This window comes from Streptomyces sp. GL_140, from assembly GCF_057834465.1.
The window spans coordinates 1,736,573-1,755,099 of the sequence record NZ_CM174404.1; the positions used below are offsets into that span (position 1 = coordinate 1,736,573).

Consider the following 18,527-nt stretch of genomic DNA (forward strand, 5'->3'; position numbering starts at 1 on the left):
GTTCTGTCCCCATCCATCCTGCACCGGCGACCACCGTCCGGGCCATGTCCGCGGCCCGCCCGGAGCGGATCTCCGGGACATCTCCGGGTCGTCCCTCATCCCGAGGTCCCGGTCGGCCCCCCCCGGCCACGGGCTGGGAGACTGTCCACATGACCGATTCCGTGATCCTCGATGTCTGGTGCGAACTCCAGTGCCCGGACTGCAACAGCGCCCTGGACGACGTACGCGCCCTGCGGGCCCGCTACGGCGACCGGCTGGACATCCGGCTGCGCCACTTCCCGCTGGAGAAGCACAAGCACGCCTTCGCCGCCGCGCAGGCGGCCGAGGAGGCCGTCGAGCAGGGGCAGGGCTGGCCGTACGTGGAGGCCGTGCTCGCCCGCACCGCGGAGCTGGACAAGCGCGGCGAGGCCGTGCTCGTGGACGTGGCGCGTGAACTCGGCCTGGACGCCGAGGAGTTCGACACCGCCCTGATCGACGGCCGGCACATCCTGATCGTGGACGCCGACCAGGCCGAGGGCAAGGCGATCGGCGTGAGCGGCACCCCGACGTACGTGATCGACGGCCAGCGCCTCGACGGCGGCAAGAGCCAGGAGGGCCTGCGCGCCCGCATCGAGGAGATCGCCGACCGGCTGCTCGCCCTCTAGATCAGGTCCTTGGCGTAGTTGAAGTCGGTCGTCCGGTAGCCGAGGGACTCGTAGAGCCGCAGGGCCGGGGTGTTGTCGGTGAAGACGTGCAGCGCGAGCACCCGGTGGCCCGCGGCCAGGGCTTGGCGTTCCGCGAGGAGCATCAGGTCCCGGCCGTAGCCGCGGCCCCGGTGCTCCTCGGCGACCACGACGTCGAAGACGTACGAGCCTTCGCCGTTCGGCGAGACCCACACGCTGCCGACGGCGACTCCCGCCGCCTCCAGCACGGCGAAGCGGACACCCGGACTGGCCAGGCCCCGGGGCAGCTGGGAGGCGTGGTCGGCCGCCGACTTCGCGCGCGCCGCTTCCTCGGGCATGCCGCGGCCGATCCAGTCCTGCGCGTACTCCTCGATCGCCCGGGCGAGCCAGATCTCGAACTCGGCCTCCGTCATCGGGCGGCCGGTGACCCCCTCGGACAGGGCGGGCGGCTCGGCCGGGAGTTCCTTGGCCATGTTGCGGCTGTACTCGGCGTACCCGAGGGAGTCGGCCATCCGCAGGCCGCCCGCCGAACCGGCCGGGACCGAGACGCGGACCCGCCGGCAGCCCCAGCTGCGCAGCACTTCCTCGGCGGCGAGCGCAGCGACCGTGGCGCGGCCGCGCCGCCGGTCGGGCTCCTCGACGGCGAGGTCGCGGATCTCGGCGACCGTCGGCCCGAAGGGGGTGTCGGCGGCGAGCAGCAGCGCGCCGACGCGCCTGCTGTTGACGCGGATCTCGTACGGGCGCGAGCGCGCCCCGCCAGTGCTCTGCTGAAGCGGCCCGCTCGGCCGCAGGGTGGTGGTCATCAGTCGAGTTCTACCCGCCCCGCGGCCCGAAGCACAGGGAGTTCCGTCCCGACCCGGGCCGCACCGGGTCGGGACATGACCGGGACCGGGCCGCTGCCCGGCCGCGGCCGGGTCAGGACGCGGGGTCGGCGTCCTCGGCGGAGCGGGCGTCGAAGATCCGCATGGCCTCGGCCGTGACGGGGCCGGGGGCGGAGCCGAGCTCACGCCCGTCGATCCGTACGACGGCCTGGACATCACGCAGCGAGGAGGTCAGGAAGACCTCCTCGGCCTGCTCCAGCGCCTCGAAGGGCAGGTCGGTCTCCTTGGCCCCGGACCACTCGGCGACGAGGGCCCGGGTGATGCCGCCGAGGCAGCCGGAGGCAACGGGCGGGGTGTGCAGTTCCCCGTCGAGCACCAGGAACACGTTGGAACCGGTGCCCTCGCAGAGCCGCCCGACCGTGTTGGCGAACAGGGCCTCGGAGGCTCCGGCCCGGTGGGCGGCGGCGAGCGCGACCACGTTCTCCGCGTACGAGGTGGTCTTCAGGCCGACCACGGCGGAGCGCTCGTTGCGCACCCAGGGCACGGTGATGACGGCGGTGGTGTCCGGGCGGCGCACCGCCCCGGCCAGGGCGACGATCAGCGTGGGGCCGGTATCGCCCCGGTCGGAGCCCAGCGGGGAGACGCCCCCGGTGTAGGTCACGCGCAGCCGGCCGAGCGGGACCGGGTTGGCCTCCAGTACGGCCGCGCAGGCGTGGCGGACCTCGTCCAGGTCGGGATCGGGCAGGCCCAGACCCCGGGCCGAGCGGGTCAGCCGCTCCAGGTGGCGGGTGAGGGCGAAGGTCGTGCCGTGCTCCGCCTTGAGCGTCTCGAAGACCCCGTCGCCGACGGTGAGACCGTGGTCGAACACGGACACCTTCGCGTCGTCGGCGTCCCGCAGTGCTCCGTCGAGCCAGATCCTCACCGTACGGTCCTCCCGCTTTCGTTCGCGTTCGTTTCGGTCGCGTTCGTTTCACCCTTGGGCGCCCCGATCTCCCCCGACGCTACCCGCAGCAGTCGGGCGGCCTTCAGCTCGGTCTCGGCCCACTCGCGGTCGGGGTCGGAGCCCCAGGTGATCCCGGCGCCGGTGCCGAAGCAGAGGCGGGGGCCGCCGGGGGTCTCGCGGTCGATCCAGAAGGTCCGGATGCCGACGGCGAGCTCGGCGGCGCCCCGGTCGGCGTCCACCCAGCCGATGCCACCGCAGTAGGGGCCGCGCGGGGCGGTCTCCAGGGCCTCGATGATCCGCAGGGCGGAGGATTTGGGGGCGCCGGTGACCGAGCCGGGCGGGAAGGTGGCGGCCAGCAGCTCGGGCCAGCCGGCTCCGTCGGCGAGCTCACCGGTGACGGTGGAGACGAGGTGGACCAGGCCCGGGTGCTCTTCGAGGGCGCACAGCTCGGGGACGGCGACGGATCCGGTGGCGCACACCCGGCCGAGGTCGTTGCGCACGAGGTCCACGATCATCACGTTCTCGGCGTGGTCCTTGGGCAGCAGGTCCGCGGCGGTACGGCCGGTGCCCTTGATGGGGCCGGACTCGACGTGGCGGCCGGTGCGGCGCAGGTAGAGCTCCGGGGACGCGGTGGCGATCTCGACTCCGTGGGCCGGCAGACGAATCGTTCCTGCATACGGGGCCGGGTTACCGCGCGCCAGCAGCGCGGTCAGGGCGTCGACATCTGCCGCGCCGCCGCCGGCGGTCGGCTCGAGAAGGGGCGCCGACATCACGCGGCAGAGATTGGCCTGGTAGACCTCGCCCGCCGCGATGTGCTCGCGGATGCGGCGCACGCCCGCGACGTACGCGGCGCGGTCGAGCGAGGAGGTCCACTGGTCGGCGTCGGGGCCCAGCCAGGCCCCCGGGACGGGCGCCGGCACCGGGTCGGGGCGTATGTCTCCGAAGCGCGCGCAGACGAGCCGCCCCTCGAAGTCGGCGGCGACCGCCCAGAAGCCGGTGGACTCCAGGGCGGCGGGGTCATGGGTGACATCTCGGAGATCGGTCGCGAGAAGGCCGCCGAAGCGGGCGAGGGGAGGCAGGTCGTGCACGGCTGCGAGTCTATGACCGGTGACGCGGCGGCGCCGGTGAGGCGTCTGCCGGGTGACCGGTGGTGATCGGGCGGCAGCACGCTGCGGAAACGCGTTTTTGAGCTGGCCCGGGAATCCGCTAGAGTTCAACTCGTCGCCAGGGAGCGAAGGGGGAAAACCCCGGAGCGAACACGGTGACCTGCGGACGTAGCTCAGTTGGTAGAGCACCACCTTGCCAAGGTGGATGTCGCGAGTTCGAGTCTCGTCGTCCGCTCTGTGGTGGGGGATCATCTTCCCGAGAACCCCCGCTCTTGCTCCATGGTGGAGTGGCCGAGAGGCGAGGCAACGGCCTGCAAAGCCGTCTACACGGGTTCAAATCCCGTCTCCACCTCCAAGGACGATTAGCTCAGCGGGAGAGCGCTTCCCTGACACGGAAGAGGTCACTGGTTCAATCCCAGTATCGTCCACTGGTCCGCAAGGATCCCCGCGCGATTAGCTCAGCGGGAGAGCGCTTCCCTGACACGGAAGAGGTCACTGGTTCAATCCCAGTATCGCGCACGCAGTACACGCAACACCTGCGGTTTCAGACCGTGGTCCCGCGCGATTAGCTCAGCGGGAGAGCGCTTCCCTGACACGGAAGAGGTCACTGGTTCAATCCCAGTATCGCGCACCAGCATCCGGAAGCCCCGGCCGTTACGACGGCCGGGGCTTCCGCGTGTGCGGTGGGCATGGGCGTGCGCGTCCATTCGTGTCCGTACGCGTCCTTACGACTCCGTACGTGTCGGGCGGGCGGGGTGGGGCCCCGGTGGTGGTTCGCGGGGCCCCGGAACGTCACCGTCACCGTCAGGAGGAGAAGAGCATCCGGCCGAAGCCGCCCTTGTGGTGGCCGTGCCCATGTCCGTGGCCGTAGCCGCCGTGCTGCGGGGCTCCCCAGGCCGGCGCGGGGGCGTGCTGGGCCGGGTACGGAGCCGGGGCCGGCGGCGCGGCGGGCGGCGGGACCTGGCCGTACTGGGCCGTGTACTGGGACTCCAGGCGGGTCAGCGCTTCGAGCTCGCCGTAGTCGAGGAAGATGCCGCGGCAGCCGCTGCACTGCTCTATCTGGACACCGTTGCGGTTGTAGGTGTGCATCATCGCGTGACACTTCGGACACTGCATGACCGGATCAACTCCTCGCCGTCTGGGTCGACACCGGATGCGTACCCGGTGGCGTGAGCCTCACCCTACGACGGAGCCTGCGGCTCCAAGTCGGCCGGGAGAGCCGCAATTCGGACACAGGCGTCCACCATCAGCCGCTCCACGTCGTCCAGTCGGCGTTCCTCCCGGGCCGCCTTGGCCAGGGCCAGTGCGGCCGTCTGCACGGTGAGCGCGCGGGCGGCGATGTCGAGTTCCGGCCAGGGGTCGCTGCCGGGCGGACCGGCGGCGGGCCCGCCCGCGGCGCGGTAGGCGTCGAGGAAGCGCAGCCAGGTGGGCGCGTCGAGCAGCCCGGCGGCGTACCAGGCCGCCGGCCGGGCGAGATCCCAGGCCGGGGCTCCGAGTCCGAGGTCGTCGACGTCGATGAGCCGCCAGTGCCCGTCCGGCCCGGGAATCCGGACCAACTGCCCGAGGTGCAGGTCCCCGTGGCACAGCACCCCACCCCCCGGCTGCGGCCCTTCCCCCCGCGTCCACCCGGGCAGCGTCCGCGCAGCGGCCCACACGGACCGCACGAGCCGAACAACATCCCCGCCCTGCCCCGGAAACCCCTCGACCCGGCGGGCCCGGAAGGCCGTAGCCGCCGGGGGCGGGGCCGTGGACGGAACGGGGGCTGCACCCACCGCCGGGGCCGGGGTCGGGGTCGGGGTCGGGGCCGGGGCCGGGGCCGGGGCCGGGGTCGGGGTCTGGGTCTGGGTCCAAATCGAGTCGTGGGTCGGGTCCGCGGCCGTAGTCGGGCCCGTAGGCGGGGTCGGGGCTGTCGGCTGGGGCGTTGTCGCGGCACTGGTCGGGGCGCGGTTCGTGGGTGGGGCCGGGTCCGGGTCCAGGGTTGGGTAGGCCGTGGCGAGGCGGTGGAGGGCTCGGGCCAGTTTGGCGGGGCCGCGCATCGGGGGGAGCGGGGTCGGGAGGTGGTGGAGGGGGGTGCTGTGCAGGGCGGCCAGGAGTTCGGCGGCCGCCTCCCAGGGGGCGTCCTGCGGCCGGTCCGGGTCGACCGGAGCCCCGTAGGGCCACAGGGAGACGGGCCGTCCTTCGACATGGCCGAGCCCGGTCCGCAGCGGTGCCAGCAGGACCCCGGCCAGCGCCGGGGCCCCCGCGATCCGGATCCGTGCCGCCAGCGCGCCGGGGTCGCCGTCCCCCGCGTGCGCCTTGACCACGACCTCCCCGCAGCGGACGACGGTGCCGTCGTCGCGGTCCGCGAGGACCAGGTACCGCACGGCCCCCGCGTGCGCCGCGAGCGCGGCCGCGCTCACCCGCTCCAACGCGACCACGTCCCGACGCCGTCGGTGTGCGCGAGGAGGGGCGGCTCCGCGCCCGGGGGCAGGCTCACGACGTCTCCCTCGGGTCCTGCCGGGTCCGCGCCACCCGGCAGGACCCGAAAGGGGCGACCCGGCGGCCGGGCCTGCCCATCGGGGCTCGGGATGCCGTCCTCCGGACCCGATTTCTCCATGACCGCTCCCCCGCACCGGCGCCACCCCGCGCGGGCGCTCCTCCGGACGAGGGTACGCAGCTCCGGGACGAGGAGGGGGGAAGGGAGGGCGGGCTGTCCCTTGGACGTGCGGTGCGCATGGTGCTGCATGCCGGATCGGAATCCTCTGGCTGCAGCGCTCGCCCCGCAGCGGTTGATCGAGCGGGTCGTGGGCCTCGACCAGGCGGCAGGGCTGCTGCCCGGCTTCGACTGCCGAATCCACGGCGGACGCGGCCGGGGCGGCGGGCGTGGCGTCGGGATTTGTGCGGGTTGTCGGGTGATGATGACGCCGTGCGACTTGATCACGTGTCCTATGCGGTGGCCCGCGACAGCTTCGTCTCGACCGTCCAGTGGATCGGGTCGGCCCTCGGAGCCGGGTTCGTCGACGGGGGCGTGCACCCGCGGTTCGGCACCCGCAATTTCATTCTTCCGCTGAGCGGCGGCACCTACGTCGAGGTCGTCACCACACTCGACCACCCCGCCGCCGACCGCGCACCCTTCGGCCAGGCGGTCGCGCGCCGTGCCGCCGAGGGCGGCGGCTGGCTCGGTTGGGTGGTCTCCGTCGACGACATCGCCCCGGTCGAGGCCCGCCTCGGCCGCACCTCGGCCGAGGGCCACCGCGTCCGCCCCGACGGGTTCGACCTGAGGTGGAAGCAGATCGGCCTGCTGGAACTGATGGAGGACCCGCAACTGCCCTACTTCCTCCAGTGGGCGGTCCCCATCGAGGAACGCCCGAGCGCCGACCCGCGCACTTCCACCACCATCCACGGGGTCTCCATCGCCGGCGATGCCGCCTCCATCGCCGAATTCCTCGGCGAACCGGCCGACCACCCCCTCGACCAGATCGACGTCACCTGGGTCGAGGACGAGGAACCGGGCCTGGTCTCGGTCGAGTTCGCCACCGCCCGCGGCCCGGTCACGATCTGACCGGGTCCCGACTGCCCCGCCCGAGCACGCGAAGAGGGGCCGAAGGCCCCAGCGAGCCCGCCGACAACCGTGCACGGCCCCTGCCCCCACCGCCTGCGGCAAGGACGCCGCGGCGGCCGCGGGCATGAAAAAAGGGTGTTGCCCGGCCGACTCCCCAGTCGTACGGGCAACACCCTTCATCTGTCGTCCGTTGGCCGCTCCCCCGTCCCCACGGGGTTCGACCGGTGACAGTCCCGGCCCAGACCGCTCTCCTGGGCCCGGGGCGCCGCTCAGCGCCCCAGCATCACGCCTACGGACGACGCCTGCGCCACCACCTGGTCGAAGCCCCCGAAGAGGAAGAGCAGGAGGGCGGCCAGGGGGAGCACCATGGCCGCGGCCACCAGTGGGTGGCGACGGCCGGACTCATGGCTGTTGAACGCGAATGCCTTGCGTCCCTGCCGTGCGATGTCCGCCATGGTCCTCTCCCTGTCGATTGGCAGCGGCGGGTTTGTGACCTCGGGGGACGAGTGCTCCACCCGCCGCTTGTCTTCAACACTAGGCGCGGAGAAGGCCCCTGGCCTCATGCCCTCGTACCCATTACCGGGCCTCCGGGAGGATGACGAGCCACCCTCCGGTGTACTCCCCTGGGTGGAGGCCGGCCCCCGGCCCTGAGGGTCTTCCCGGAGGGGATGACCGGAGGGTAGTGACTTCGCTCACTTCCGTCACTCCCCGCACACGCCCCGCCTCCGACCAGGTCCTCCCAAGATCACCCGGCGGGGTCCGGCCCGCACCCCGGGCCGGACCCCGCGAATACACCGCCCGTCACCCCAAATCCCTTGGTCCGTGCACCGTTTGGCCTCGCGGCCTCGTTCCGCACATGCGTCCGACCGGTGGCCTGAGGATCCCTCAAGTGGACTGCCCCGCACTGACTATCGAATCCCCCGGCGAGGGCGCGGCCTCTGAGCGCGCATGCCGGATGGTCCGTAAGCTGTGGCACGTCAACAGGACGACCGGTCAGCGGGGTGGACATGGCGATGATGCGGCTCCGGCGCGAGGACCCGCGTGTCGTCGGCTCGTTCAGGCTGCACCGACGCCTCGGCGCCGGCGGCATGGGCGTCGTCTATCTGGGCTCCGACCGGCGCGGACAGCGCGTCGCGCTCAAGGTGATCCGGCCCGACCTGGCCGAGGACCAGGAGTTCCGCTCCCGCTTCGCCCGCGAGGTGTCCGCCGCCCGGCGGATCCGCGGCGGATGCACCGCGCGCCTGGTCGCCGCGGACCTGGAGGCCGAGCGCCCCTGGTTCGCCACCCAGTACGTGCCCGGCCCCTCCCTGCACGACAAGGTGGCCGAGGAGGGCCCGCTGACGGCCGCGCAGATCGCCGCCATCGGCGCCGCGCTCTCCGAAGGCCTGGTCGCCGTGCACGAGGCCGGGGTCGTCCACCGCGACCTCAAGCCCTCGAACATTCTTCTGTCCCCCAAGGGCCCGCGGATCATCGACTTCGGGATCGCCTGGGCCACCGGCGCGAGCACCCTCACCCACGTGGGAACGGCCGTCGGCTCCCCCGGCTTCCTGGCGCCCGAGCAGGTGCGCGGCGCCGCCGTCACCCCGGCCACCGACGTCTTCTCGCTCGGCGCCACCCTCGCCTACGCGGCCACCGCCGACTCCCCCTTCGGGCACGGCAGTTCCGAGGTCATGCTCTACCGCGTGGTGCACGAGGAGCCGCACCTCCAGGGCGTCCCGGACGCCCTCGCGCCCCTCGTGCGGGCCTGCCTGGCCAAGGACCCCGAGGACCGGCCGACCACGCTCCAGCTGTCGATGCGGCTCAAGGAGATCGCGGCCCGGGAGGCGCACGGGCTGGGCGAGGGCCGTCCGCCGGCGCAGCGGGCCCGCACCGAGCGGCCGACGGGGCGCCTCGTCGAGGGGTACGACGACCAGCGCGCGGAGCCTCGTACCGGCGGCCAGCCCACGCCGCAGCCCCAGGGGCCGGGACCGTCCAAGGGACAGGGCTCCCAGGGCGGCCAGGGGCCGCAGAGCGGACCGCACTCGCGGCCCTCGTCCGCGCGGGGCACCGGTTCCCGCAGTACCGGCGCCCGGGGGCCCGGGAACACCGCCGGGCGCACGGGCGGCCGACCGGCGCCCCGTACGACGGGCACGGGGCGGCGGCCTTCGCGGCCGGATCCGAAGCTGATGCGTCAGCGCCTGATCGTCTTCATCGTGGTGACGCTGGTCGTCGCGCTGGGCATCGCGGCCGCCCAGAAGCTCTAGCTGTACGGCCGGCGGATCACGCCCGAGGGGCGTGATCCGCAGGCCGTACCCATCCGCCCGGCTACGGGCGGCCGCTGGCCACCGCGTAGAAGGCGACGGCCGCGGCCGCGCCCACGTTGAGCGAGTCCACGCCGTGCGCCATCGGGATCCGTACCCATTCGTCGGCGGCGACCAGGGCCTGCGTCGAGAGCCCGTCCCCCTCCGCGCCCAGCATCAGCGCGACCCGTTCCAGGTTCTGCGGGGCGGCCTCGTCGATCGGCGAGGCCTTCTGGTGCGGGGTGAGCGCCAGGAGCTTGAAACCGGCCTCGCGGACCGAGTCCAGGCTCTTGGGCCAGGCCTCCAGGCGGGCGTAGGGCACGGAGAACACCGCGCCCATGGAAACCTTCACGGAGCGCCGGTAGAGCGGGTCCGCGCAGTCGGGCGAGAGCAGCACCGCGTCCATGCCGAGGGCGGCGGCGCTGCGGAAGATGGCGCCGATGTTGGTGTGGTCGTTCACCGCCTCCATGATGACCACGCGCCGGGTGGTGGCGAGCAGTTCCTCGGCCGTGGGCAGCGGCTTGCGCTGCATCGAGGCGAGGGCGCCGCGGTGCACGTGGTAGCCGGTGACGCGCTCGGCGAGCTCCGGGCTGACGGCGTAGACCGGGGCCGGGAGCTCGTCGATGACGTCGCGCATGACATCGACCCACTTGGCGGACAGCAGCATCGAACGCATCTCGTACCCGGCGTCCTTGGCGCGTCTGATCACCTTCTCGCCCTCTGCGATGAAGAGACCTTCCGCGGGCTCGCGCCTGCGCCGGAGTTCTACGTCGGTCAGGCCCGTGTAGTCGCGCAGGCGCGGGTCGTCGGGGTCCTCGACGGTGATGAGATCAGCCACAGGGTGATACTGCCTTGTCCTGGGTGCGGTGCCAACGGCTCTGCTCGGTTGTGCGGTTGCCGCTCGAAGCAGCGGGCGTACGGGGTCCTACTCGGACAGGCCCTGGGCCTGGTGCACCTTCACCACGTCGCCGATGACGATGACGGCGGGCGGGCGGACTTCCCGGGCCTTCACGGTCTCGCCGACCGTGGCCAGGGTGGCGTCCACGCGGCGCTGGGAGGCGGTGGTGCCCTCCTGGATGACGGCGACCGCGGTTTCGGCGGGGCGGCCGTGGCGGACCAGCGCCTCGGCGATCAGGCCGATCTTGTCCACGCCCATGAGGACGACCAGGGTGCCGGTGAGCTTCGCGAGGGAGGCCCAGTCCACGAGGGAACGCGGGTCGTCGGGGCCGACGTGGCCGCTGACCACGGTGAACTCGTGCGCCACTCCTCGGTGCGTGACCGGGATGCCGGCCGCGCCGGGCACGGAGATCGAGCTGGAGATGCCGGGGACGACGGTGCAGGGGATACCGGCCTCGGCGAGGGCCTGGAGCTCCTCCATGCCGCGCCCGAACACGTACGGGTCGCCGCCCTTGAGCCGGACCACGGCCTTGCCGGCCTTGGCGTGCTCGATGAGGGCGTTGTTGATGGCCTCCTGGGCCATGAACCGGCCGTACGGGATCTTCGCGGCGTCGATGACCTCCACGTGCGGCCCGAGCTCGTCGAGGAGGTCACGGGGGCCCAGCCGGTCGGCGATGACCACGTCGGCCTCGGCGAGGAGGCGGCGGCCGCGGACCGTGATCAGGTCGGGGTCGCCGGGTCCGCCGCCGACGAGGGAGACGCCGGGCTTGTGGTGGCGGTGGCCGCGGGCGGCGAGGCTGCCGTCGCGCAGCCCCTCGACGATGGCGTCGCGGACGGAAGCGGAGCGGCGGGGGTCGTTGCCGGTCAGCACGGCGACGGTGACGCCCTCCACGCGGCCGGTGGCCGGGGTCCAGGCGGTGGCGGCCTCGGCGTCGTCGGCGCGGACGCACCAGACCCGCTCGCGCTCGGCTTCGGCGGAGGCGGCGTCGTTGGCCGCGCGGTCCCGGGTGGCGATGAGGGCGTACCAGGCGTCGGTGAGGTCGCCGGCCTCGTAGCGGCGGCGCTCCCAGCGGATCTCTCCGGTCTCCGCCATGGCGTCCACGGAGGGGGTCGCGGAGGGGGAGATCAGGACGATGTCGGCGCCGGCCGCGATGAGCGCGGGGAGGCGGCGCTGGGCGACCTGGCCGCCGCCGATGACGACGACGCGGCGGCCCTTGAGGCGGAGTCCGACGGGGTAGGCGGGGGTGTCGGCCATGGCGGTTGCGGCTCCTGGGGCAGCGGCGGTTCTCTTGTGTGCCGCTGCGGCGCTGGAGCGGCGGGGTACTGACGTGCGGGTACTGACGTGCGGTTATGTGGTGCGGGTCCACCATACGGCGCGGGCCGTGCGGGGGCGCGGGGCGGGCCCTGCGGGCGGCTTTCCCCTCCCCGCCCCTTCCCGAAACCGGGGCTCCGCCCCGGACCCCGTACGGGCGCTGCGCACCCGTGCCCTCAATCTCCCCCAGCTACCGCTGGGAGGGGCCCCCGGGGCAGGCTGGATTTTCCCGCCCGGCGACGAAGCGACTACTTCTCCGTGACTCCGGCCGAGTCGAAGGTGGCGACCTCGTGCATCGCGCGGGCCGCGCTCTGGACCAGCGGGAGGGCCAGGAGGGCGCCGGTGCCCTCGCCCAGGCGCAGGTCCAGGTCGACCAGCGGACGCAGGCCGAGCTTGTTCAGCGCCGCGACGTGGCCGGGCTCCGCGCTGCGGTGGCCGGCGATGCAGGCGGAGAGGGACTCGGGGGCGATGGCACGGGCCACCAGGGCGGCCGCGCCGGCGCTGACGCCGTCCAGGATCACGGGGGTGCGCAGGGAGGCGCCGCCGAGGAGGAGGCCGACGATCGCCGCGTGCTCCAGGCCGCCGATCGCCGCCAGGACGCCGATCGGGTCCGCCGGGTCGGGCTGGTGGAGCTCCAGGGCGCGGCGTACGACCTCGACCTTGCGGGCGTGCGTCTCGTCGTTGATGCCGGTGCCGCGGCCGGTGACCTCCGCCGGGTCGACCCCGGTGAAGACCGAGATCAGGGCGGCGGACACGGTGGTGTTCGCGATGCCCATCTCGCCGGTGAGCAGTGCCTTGTTGCCGGCCGCGACCAGGTCGCGGGCCGTCTCGATGCCCACCTCGATGGCGGCGACGGCCTCTTCTCGGGTCATCGCGGGGCCGACGGACAGGTCGGCCGTGCCGGGGCGGACCTTGCGCGGGAGCAGGCCCGGCGTGGCCGGGAGGTCGCCCGCGACGCCCACGTCGATCACGCAGACCTCGGCGCCGACCTGGTTGGCGAACGCGTTGCAGACGGCCCCGCCGCCCAGGAAGTTGGCCACCATCTGCATGGTGACCTCCTGGGGCCACGGGGTGACGCCCTGGGCGTGCACGCCGTGGTCACCCGCGAAGATCGCGACCGCGGCCGGCTCCGGGATCGGCGGCGGGCAGACCCGGGAGAGTCCGGCCAGCTGCGCCGAGATGATTTCGAGCATGCCCAGTGCCCCGGCGGGCTTGGTCATGCGCTTCTGCCGCTCCCAGGCCTCGCCGAGCGCCTTCGCGTCGAGCGGGCGGATGCTGGCGACCGTCTCGGAGAGCAGGTCGTGCGGCTCCTCGCCGGGCAGCGCGCGGCGCCCGTACGTCTCCTCGTGCACGACCCACGCCAGCGGCCGGCGCTGGGACCAGCCGGCCTGGGCGAGCTCGGGCTCGTCGGGGAACTCGTCCACGTAGCCGACGCACAGGTAGGCGACGACCTCCAGGTGCTCCGGCAGACCGAGCGCGCGGACCATCTCGCGCTCGTCGAAGAAGCTGACCCAGCCGACGCCGAGGCCTTCGGCGCGCGCGGCGAGCCAGAGGTTCTCGACGGCGAGGGCCGAGGAGTACGGGGCCATCTGCGGCTGGGTGTGCCGGCCCAGGGTGTGGCGGCCGCCGCGGGTGGGGTCGGCGGTGACCACGATGTTCACCGGGGTGTCGAGGATGGCCTCGATCTTGAGTTCCTTGAACTGCTTCGCGCGACCCTTGGGCAGCGACTTCGCGTAGGCCTCGCGCTGGTGTTCGGCGAGCTCGTGCATGGTCCGACGGGTCTCGGCGGACTTGATGACGACGAAGTCCCACGGCTGGGAGTGGCCGACGCTGGGTGCGGTGTGGGCCGCCTCCAGGACGCGGAGCAGCACCTCGTGCGGGATGGGGTCGGTGCGGAAGCCCTTGCGGATGTCGCGACGCTCGCGCATGACGCGCAGGACGGCCTCGCGCTCGGCGTCGGCGTACGCCGGGGCCGCCTCGGTGGCCGCCGGGGCCTCCGGCTCGGGCTCCTGCTCGTCGGCGGGCGCGGTCTCGGCCACCGGCGCGGCCGTCCCGTCCGCCACGGGCTCCGGCTGCGCCTCGGGCTCGGGGACGGCGACGGGCTCCGGTTCGGCGGCCGGAGCCACCGTGTCCGCGGCCTGCGGCTCGGGCTCCACGACGGCGACCGGCTCGACCTCGGCCTCGGCGGCCACGGGCTCCGGCTGCGCCACGACGACCGGCTCGGGCTCGGCGGCCGGGACGGGCTGCGCCTCCGGCTCCGGCTCCGGCTCGGCCTCGGCGACGACAGCGGTCACGGCCACCGCTTCGGCCACGACCGGCTCGGGCTCGGGAGCCGCCACGGGCTCGGGAGCGGGCTCGGCCGCGACGGCGGGCTCGGGCTCCACGACAGCAGCGGCGAAGGCGACCGGCTCGGGCTCCACGACGGCGACGGCCACGGGCTCGGGAGCGGGCTCGCCAACGGCGTCCGGCCCTGCCACGGCGGCGACCGCCGCTGCGGCCTCGACCGGAACCGCCACCGGAATCTCGGCGGCAGCCTCAGCCGCAAGCTCCGCCGGAGCCCCGGCCGGAACCTCTGCCACGGCCTCGGGAGCCTGCTCGACCCCCCACGGGGTCCCGGCCTGGACCGGGATCTCGGCCGGCTGCGGGGCCTCGGGAGCCGCGACGGCCTCCGGGTGCGGGATGTCCAGGTACTCGGGTCCCGTGGTCGGCGGACCGGCCTGGCGCACCGGAACCGGCGTCGCGGGGGTGCTCAGGGCGGAGAGCGCGGACTCGGGCTCGGGAGCCACGGCGGCAGCCGGAACCGGAACCTGCACGGCAACCGGGACCGGAGCCGGGACCTGCGCCTGGAGCGGAGCCGGCGTCGCGGCCGGACCCCGGTCCGCGAGGGAACGTACGACTCCCCCGGTGGCCTCGGGCACGGGCGGGCCCATGTGCAGCGGCCGGCGCACGGGGGCGGGGGCCACGGGGGCCGCCGGAGCCTGGCTCTGGCCCTGCGGGGCCACGAGGCCGCCGAGGTCCAGCGCGCCGGAGTCCCGGCCGCCGGCCTCGTGCGCACCGGCGCTGTAGGAGGCCGGGTCGGGGAAGGACTGCTCGGGGAAGCCGGGCTGCAGGAAGGGCTCGTAGGCCACCGGGGCGGGGGCGGCGGGCTGCTGGTACTCGGCGTACACGGCGGGCTCTGCGTAATCGGCGGGCCCGGTGTACTCGGTGTACGGGGCGTCCCCGTAGGCCAGGGGCTCCGGGAAGACGGGCATCTGCGGGACGACCTGCGGGTCGCTCCACGCGCCCTGGCTGCTCGGCATCAGCAGCAGTTCCTCGTCCTCCGGCTCGGAGGGGTCGTCCACGAGGTCCTGGAAGGCGTAGCCCCCGGTCGCGGGGGACTGCATGGGAACCGGGGCGGGGATGCCCGGCTGACCCACCATGCCCGTGTTGTCCGGGAGACCCTCGCCCGGAACCTGGCCGGTGTCAGTCATGCGTACCCCTCGCCCATCGGTGTTGCCTCTTCTACCGCCCGGTCGACCACGAGCCCGCCGAGCGCTGATGCCGTGCCGGATTGCCGTGGGGCGGCTTCGTCTCACGTACGCCTGCACGACAACCAGTAAGTATTGTCCTGCTCGTTCGCCATCATGGCGGCCATAACCGCCACGGTCCTCTGTGGACTACGCCACGTCCCGCGTCCTGCCGGTCCCGCATGCCCGAATCGTCCGGGCAGCGCGACGATCGGCCAGCCTACCCCGGGCCCGTGGCCGGTGCTGTGGCCGGGAAGGTTTGCCCGGTCACAGCACTAGTGCTGCGACCGGACGGGTTTGACCGGGCGTTCCGCGGCGAGCAGGAAGACCACGGAGCGCTGTTGTTCGGTCCAGGTGCGGGTGTCGAGGCCGACGGACTGGAGCAGCGCGCACTCGACGGTGTATCCGCCGGCGGCGAGGACCCGGCCGATGGCCTCCGCCTCGTCGCGCGTGGAGGCGTGGGTGACGATCCGTTCCGGACGGCGGTCGGCGACCGCGGCGACCACCTCCGCTCCCCCGCCGCCGACGCGGACCACGTCGGGCTCGGGCAGGGTTTCCAGTACGTGCGGGGCGCGGCCGGTGACGACCTGGAGCTGTACGCCCCGGGCTCGGGCGGCGCTGGCGGCGCGTTCGCAGGCGTGCCGGTCCGCGTCGACGGCGATGACGGCGGCGCCGAGTGCGGCGGCGTCCACGGCGAGGGCTCCGGAGCCGGAGCCGATGTCCCAGACGAGGTCGCCGGTGCGCGGTCCGAGGCGGGCGAGCTGGGCGGCGCGCAGTTGCGCCGACTCCCCTTCTCCCACGTCGATCTGCGGGCGGGCCCAGCCGCGGCCGGCGGTCTGGGCCGCGCTCTGGCCGAGGAGCCAGGCCGGGTCGGTGGCGGCGCTCTGGCCGCCGATGACGATGACCACGTTGGGGTCGCGCCAGCTGTGGTCGGCGGCCTTGTCGGAGGTGAGGACCGTGACCTGCTCCTTGTCGGTGCCCAGTTCCTCGCAGATGACGAAGGTGCGGTGGACCCCTTCGAGCAGCAGGGCGAGTTCGGCGGGGCCGGCGCCGGGCGAGGTGATGACCGCGACCTTGGGGTGGGCCCGGCAGACGTTGACCGCGCGGCGCAGGGTGAGCCGGTGGGCCACGACGACCTGGGCGTCGTCCCAGGGCATCGCGGCGCGGGCGAAGGCGGCGGCGACGGCGGACACGGCCGGTACGACTTCGACTTCCAGGCCGTGCTCGGGGGCGCGCAGGGCGCGTACGACGCCGAAGAAGCCGGGGTCGCCGTCGGCGAGGACCACGGCGGTGCCGCGGTGGGCGGCGATCCGGCCGGCGGCGAGTCCCAGGCTGCCGAGGCGGATGCGTTCGGCGGTGGGCGGGACTTCGGGGAGCGCGAGGTGGTGGGCGGCGCCGGCCACCAGGGTGGCCGCGGAGAGCGCGGACCGGGCGGCCGCGGTCAGGGGCGAGCCGTCCCAGCCGATCACCGTGACCCGGTCGGCCATCTTCGTCGGTCTCCTGAGGTGGGGGCGGGCGGAGCTTCCATGGGGTCGGGCACGGTGAGACTACCTGGTCATCGGGTCAGTTCCAGTCCGACGAGACCGCGTAGCCGTTCGCGTCGGACGGGTGGATCCCGAAGTCCTCGTACCGGCCGGAGCGGCTGTCGGGGTAGCCGCCGGGGTGGTTGCCCGGGTGGTTCTCGGAGTACTCGTCGGCGTAGCCCTCCGCGTAGCCGTCGGCCTCGTCGTCGAGGTCCTCGGGGACCAGGCCCCAGACGATGAGGTCGCTGCGGGCGTCGGACCAGGAGCCGTCGGGGTTCTGGGTGCGCACTATGCAGGCGCTGCGCAGGACGCCCTCACTGATGCACCCGATCTTCTGGGCCACCTGTTGGGAGGCGGTGTTGTCGGCGGCGGTGCGCAGTTCGACGCGTTCGAAGCGCTGTTCGCGGAAGAGCCAGCGGGCGACGGCGCACACGGATTCGCTGGCGTAGCCCTCGCCGCGGGCCCAGGGGGCGGTGACGTAGCCGACTTCGGTGGTGCGGGTGCGCCAGTTGGTGCCCTGGAGGTGGACGATGCCGACCAGGCGGTGGGTGAGGAACTCGGTGACGGCGAAGACGATGCCGCGGCCCTCGGTGCGCTCGGCGTGGGCGGTGCGGGTGGCCCAGGTGAGCGCGTCGGCCCGGGTGTAGGGGTGCGGGACCGAGGTCCAGGCGGTGACGTGCTCGTCGTTCATCATCTCGGTGAGCGCGGTGACGTCTTCTTCCTCGAAGGGGCGCAGCACCAGCCGGTCCGTGCTGATGGTGACGTCCGGGAAGGTGGTAGTCATGCGCAGCTCCATGCCTGTGACCTTGGTGCGACCGTGATGCCTTGCGACCGTGATGCCTTGCGACCGTAATGCGTTGCGACCGGCGGTTCGGGCCTTGGTGCGGGACCGTTTGTGCGAGTCGTAGGCCACAGCATGCAGCATCGGCCCGGGGATGTGCAGGGCCGGGCTGCCCGGAAGCGGGCAGCGTACGGCCCCGTGCACCGGTGGGGTGCACGGGGCCGGACAGCCCGGCCGACGATCGGGCCGGCCGGGCTGGTGGATCAAGCGGTGGATCAAGAAGCCGGCTTGCCGAAGGCCGGGATGACCGAGCCCTGGTACTTCTCCTCGATGAACTTCTTGACCTCGTCGGAGTTCAGGAGCTTCGCGAGCTTCTGGATCCGGGGGTCGTTCTGGTTGCCGTTCTTGACCGCGAGGATGTTGGCGTACGGGTTGCCCTCGGCCTTCTCCAGCACGAGCGCGTCCTTGGCCGGGACGAGCTTGGCCTCGATGGCGTAGTTGCCGTTGATGACGGCGGCGTCCACGTCGTTCAGGGCGCGCGGGACCGTGGCGGCCTCCAGCTCCTTGAACTCCAGGCCCTTCTTGTCGGTGATGTCGGACAGCTTGGCGCCGGTGCCGACACCCTCCTTGAGGGTGATGAGGTTGTTGGCGGCGAGCAGCTGGAGCGCGCGGCCCTCGTTGGTGGGGTCGTTGGGGACGGCGATGGTCTGGCCGGCCTTGACGTCGGTGAGGGCCTTGTCCTTCTTGGAGTAGAGGCCCAGCGGCTCCAGGTGCACGTTCACGACGGGCACGATGTCCGTGCCGTTCTTCTTGTTGAAGTCGTTCAGGTACGGCACGTGCTGGAAGTAGTTCGCGTCGACCTGGCCCTGCTGGGTGGCGGTGTTCGGCAGGACGTAGTCCGTGAACTCCTTCACCTCCAGCTTGAGGCCTTCCTTGGCCGCCAGGTTGTCCTTGACGAACTTCAGGATGTCGGCGTGCGGGGTCGGGGAGGCCGCGATGACCAGCGCCTTGCTCTCGTCGACCTTGCCGCCGTCCGCCTTGGTGGAGGACGGGTCCGAGGAGCTGCCGCAGGCGCTGAGGGTGAGGGTCAGCGCGGCGGCGGCGGTGGCGGCGAGGGCGGTGAGCTTGATGTTCTTACGCACGAAGAGTGCCTTTC

Annotated in this window: 15 protein-coding genes and 5 tRNA genes; 8 read left to right on the forward strand and 12 right to left on the reverse strand. The window is 73.3% G+C overall.

The genetic code is table 11. From position 1 onward, the window contains the following. Nucleotides 1-149 precede the first annotated feature (149 nt). Complete coding sequence (locus AC3IYJ_RS08070; protein WP_489400648.1) at nucleotides 150-644, forward strand: DsbA family protein; 495 nt, start codon at nucleotides 150-152, stop codon at nucleotides 642-644. On the opposite strand, the gene AC3IYJ_RS08075 is transcribed toward AC3IYJ_RS08070, so the two are convergent. The 3 genes from AC3IYJ_RS08075 to AC3IYJ_RS08085 form a co-directional block, all read right to left on the reverse strand. Then, entirely contained in the window at nucleotides 641-1,465 is an 825-nt protein-coding gene (locus AC3IYJ_RS08075; RefSeq protein ID WP_489400649.1) for a GNAT family N-acetyltransferase, read from the reverse strand. The genes AC3IYJ_RS08070 and AC3IYJ_RS08075 overlap by 4 nt on opposite strands. A 112-nt stretch (nucleotides 1,466-1,577) precedes the next feature. Then, nucleotides 1,578-2,405, reverse strand: coding sequence for an aminotransferase class IV (locus AC3IYJ_RS08080; RefSeq protein WP_489400650.1), 828 nt, complete (start codon nucleotides 2,403-2,405; stop codon nucleotides 1,578-1,580). Beyond that, nucleotides 2,402-3,514, reverse strand: a complete 1,113-nt coding sequence (locus AC3IYJ_RS08085; protein ID WP_489400651.1) for a chorismate-binding protein — start codon at nucleotides 3,512-3,514, stop codon at nucleotides 2,402-2,404. Before AC3IYJ_RS08085 ends, AC3IYJ_RS08080 begins: the two co-directional genes overlap by 4 nt. Before the next feature lie 180 nt (nucleotides 3,515-3,694). Here AC3IYJ_RS08085 and AC3IYJ_RS08090 point away from each other — a divergent pair. The 5 genes from AC3IYJ_RS08090 (at nucleotide 3,695) to AC3IYJ_RS08110 (ending at nucleotide 4,166) form a co-directional block, all read left to right on the forward strand. Further along, nucleotides 3,695-3,767, forward strand: a tRNA-Gly gene (locus AC3IYJ_RS08090). A gap of 46 nt (nucleotides 3,768-3,813) precedes the next feature. Continuing rightward, nucleotides 3,814-3,887, forward strand: a tRNA-Cys gene (locus AC3IYJ_RS08095). Between the two features lies 1 nt (nucleotide 3,888). After that, nucleotides 3,889-3,960, forward strand: a tRNA-Val gene (locus AC3IYJ_RS08100). Between the two features lie 19 nt (nucleotides 3,961-3,979). Then, nucleotides 3,980-4,051, forward strand: a tRNA-Val gene (locus AC3IYJ_RS08105). A 40-nt stretch (nucleotides 4,052-4,091) separates the two neighbouring features. Then, nucleotides 4,092-4,166 (forward strand) — tRNA-Val (locus AC3IYJ_RS08110). A 170-nt stretch (nucleotides 4,167-4,336) separates the two neighbouring features. Here AC3IYJ_RS08110 and AC3IYJ_RS08115 read toward each other — a convergent pair. Together AC3IYJ_RS08115 and AC3IYJ_RS08120 are read right to left on the reverse strand one after the other, a co-directional pair. Beyond that, entirely contained in the window at nucleotides 4,337-4,648 is a 312-nt protein-coding gene (locus tag AC3IYJ_RS08115) for a TFIIB-type zinc ribbon-containing protein (protein WP_489400652.1), read from the reverse strand. Nucleotides 4,649-4,713: 65 nt separating this feature from the next. Then, on the reverse strand, nucleotides 4,714-5,949 hold the full coding sequence (locus AC3IYJ_RS08120; protein WP_489400653.1) for a phosphotransferase family protein: 1,236 nt from the start codon (nucleotides 5,947-5,949) through the stop codon (nucleotides 4,714-4,716). A 488-nt stretch (nucleotides 5,950-6,437) separates the two neighbouring features. Here AC3IYJ_RS08120 and AC3IYJ_RS08125 point away from each other — a divergent pair, with 488 nt between their 5' ends. Further along, the gene (locus tag AC3IYJ_RS08125; protein WP_489400654.1) at nucleotides 6,438-7,073 is read left to right on the forward strand and encodes a VOC family protein; all 636 of its coding nucleotides are present in this window, start codon (nucleotides 6,438-6,440) and stop codon (nucleotides 7,071-7,073) included. Nucleotides 7,074-7,342: 269 nt separating this feature from the next. On the opposite strand, the gene AC3IYJ_RS08130 is transcribed toward AC3IYJ_RS08125, so the two are convergent. Beyond that, nucleotides 7,343-7,528: a hypothetical protein gene (locus AC3IYJ_RS08130; protein ID WP_385129416.1), complete on the reverse strand. Its 186-nt coding sequence runs from the start codon at nucleotides 7,526-7,528 to the stop codon at nucleotides 7,343-7,345. Nucleotides 7,529-8,080: 552 nt separating this feature from the next. Between AC3IYJ_RS08130 and AC3IYJ_RS08135 the strand changes: the two genes are divergently transcribed. After that, on the forward strand, nucleotides 8,081-9,316 hold the full coding sequence (locus tag AC3IYJ_RS08135; protein WP_489400655.1) for a serine/threonine-protein kinase: 1,236 nt from the start codon (nucleotides 8,081-8,083) through the stop codon (nucleotides 9,314-9,316). A gap of 61 nt (nucleotides 9,317-9,377) precedes the next feature. Here the strand turns inward: AC3IYJ_RS08135 and AC3IYJ_RS08140 are convergent, their stop codons facing one another. The 6 genes from AC3IYJ_RS08140 to AC3IYJ_RS08165 all read right to left on the reverse strand — a co-directional run bounded on the left by AC3IYJ_RS08140 (nucleotide 9,378) and on the right by AC3IYJ_RS08165 (nucleotide 18,513). Further along, entirely contained in the window at nucleotides 9,378-10,190 is an 813-nt protein-coding gene (locus AC3IYJ_RS08140) for a TrmH family RNA methyltransferase (RefSeq protein WP_371615023.1), read from the reverse strand. An 87-nt stretch (nucleotides 10,191-10,277) separates the two neighbouring features. Then, nucleotides 10,278-11,504 (reverse strand): uroporphyrinogen-III C-methyltransferase, encoded by a 1,227-nt coding sequence (cobA, locus tag AC3IYJ_RS08145; RefSeq protein WP_489400656.1) that lies wholly within the window; start codon nucleotides 11,502-11,504, stop codon nucleotides 10,278-10,280. Between the two features lie 305 nt (nucleotides 11,505-11,809). Continuing rightward, nucleotides 11,810-15,031: a nicotinate-nucleotide--dimethylbenzimidazole phosphoribosyltransferase gene (cobT, locus tag AC3IYJ_RS08150; protein ID WP_489400657.1), complete on the reverse strand. Its 3,222-nt coding sequence runs from the start codon at nucleotides 15,029-15,031 to the stop codon at nucleotides 11,810-11,812. Between the two features lie 311 nt (nucleotides 15,032-15,342). Next, complete coding sequence (gene cbiE, locus AC3IYJ_RS08155; protein ID WP_489400658.1) at nucleotides 15,343-16,554, reverse strand: precorrin-6y C5,15-methyltransferase (decarboxylating) subunit CbiE; 1,212 nt, start codon at nucleotides 16,552-16,554, stop codon at nucleotides 15,343-15,345. 76 nt (nucleotides 16,555-16,630) lie between these two features. After that, complete coding sequence (locus AC3IYJ_RS08160) at nucleotides 16,631-17,374, reverse strand: GNAT family N-acetyltransferase (RefSeq protein ID WP_489400659.1); 744 nt, start codon at nucleotides 17,372-17,374, stop codon at nucleotides 16,631-16,633. A 272-nt stretch (nucleotides 17,375-17,646) separates the two neighbouring features. Further along, entirely contained in the window at nucleotides 17,647-18,513 is an 867-nt protein-coding gene (locus AC3IYJ_RS08165; RefSeq protein WP_489400660.1) for a MetQ/NlpA family ABC transporter substrate-binding protein, read from the reverse strand. Between the last annotated feature and the right edge of the window lie 14 nt (nucleotides 18,514-18,527).

Excerpts from the sequence above, each read along its gene's own strand:
- cobT (WP_489400657.1), bottom strand. The coding sequence starts at position 15,031 with ATGACTGACACCGGCCAGGTTCCGGGCGAGGGTCTCCCGGACAACACG.
- AC3IYJ_RS08160 (WP_489400659.1), bottom strand. The coding sequence starts at position 17,374 with ATGACTACCACCTTCCCGGACGTCACCATCAGCACGGACCGGCTGGTG.
- cbiE (WP_489400658.1), bottom strand. The coding sequence starts at position 16,554 with ATGGCCGACCGGGTCACGGTGATCGGCTGGGACGGCTCGCCCCTGACC.
- AC3IYJ_RS08135 (WP_489400655.1), top strand. The coding sequence starts at position 8,081 with ATGGCGATGATGCGGCTCCGGCGCGAGGACCCGCGTGTCGTCGGCTCG.
- AC3IYJ_RS08115 (WP_489400652.1), bottom strand. The coding sequence starts at position 4,648 with ATGCAGTGTCCGAAGTGTCACGCGATGATGCACACCTACAACCGCAAC.
- AC3IYJ_RS08075 (WP_489400649.1), bottom strand. The coding sequence starts at position 1,465 with ATGACCACCACCCTGCGGCCGAGCGGGCCGCTTCAGCAGAGCACTGGC.
- AC3IYJ_RS08070 (WP_489400648.1), top strand. The coding sequence starts at position 150 with ATGACCGATTCCGTGATCCTCGATGTCTGGTGCGAACTCCAGTGCCCG.
- AC3IYJ_RS08130 (WP_385129416.1), bottom strand. The coding sequence starts at position 7,528 with ATGGCGGACATCGCACGGCAGGGACGCAAGGCATTCGCGTTCAACAGC.
- cobA (WP_489400656.1), bottom strand. The coding sequence starts at position 11,504 with ATGGCCGACACCCCCGCCTACCCCGTCGGACTCCGCCTCAAGGGCCGC.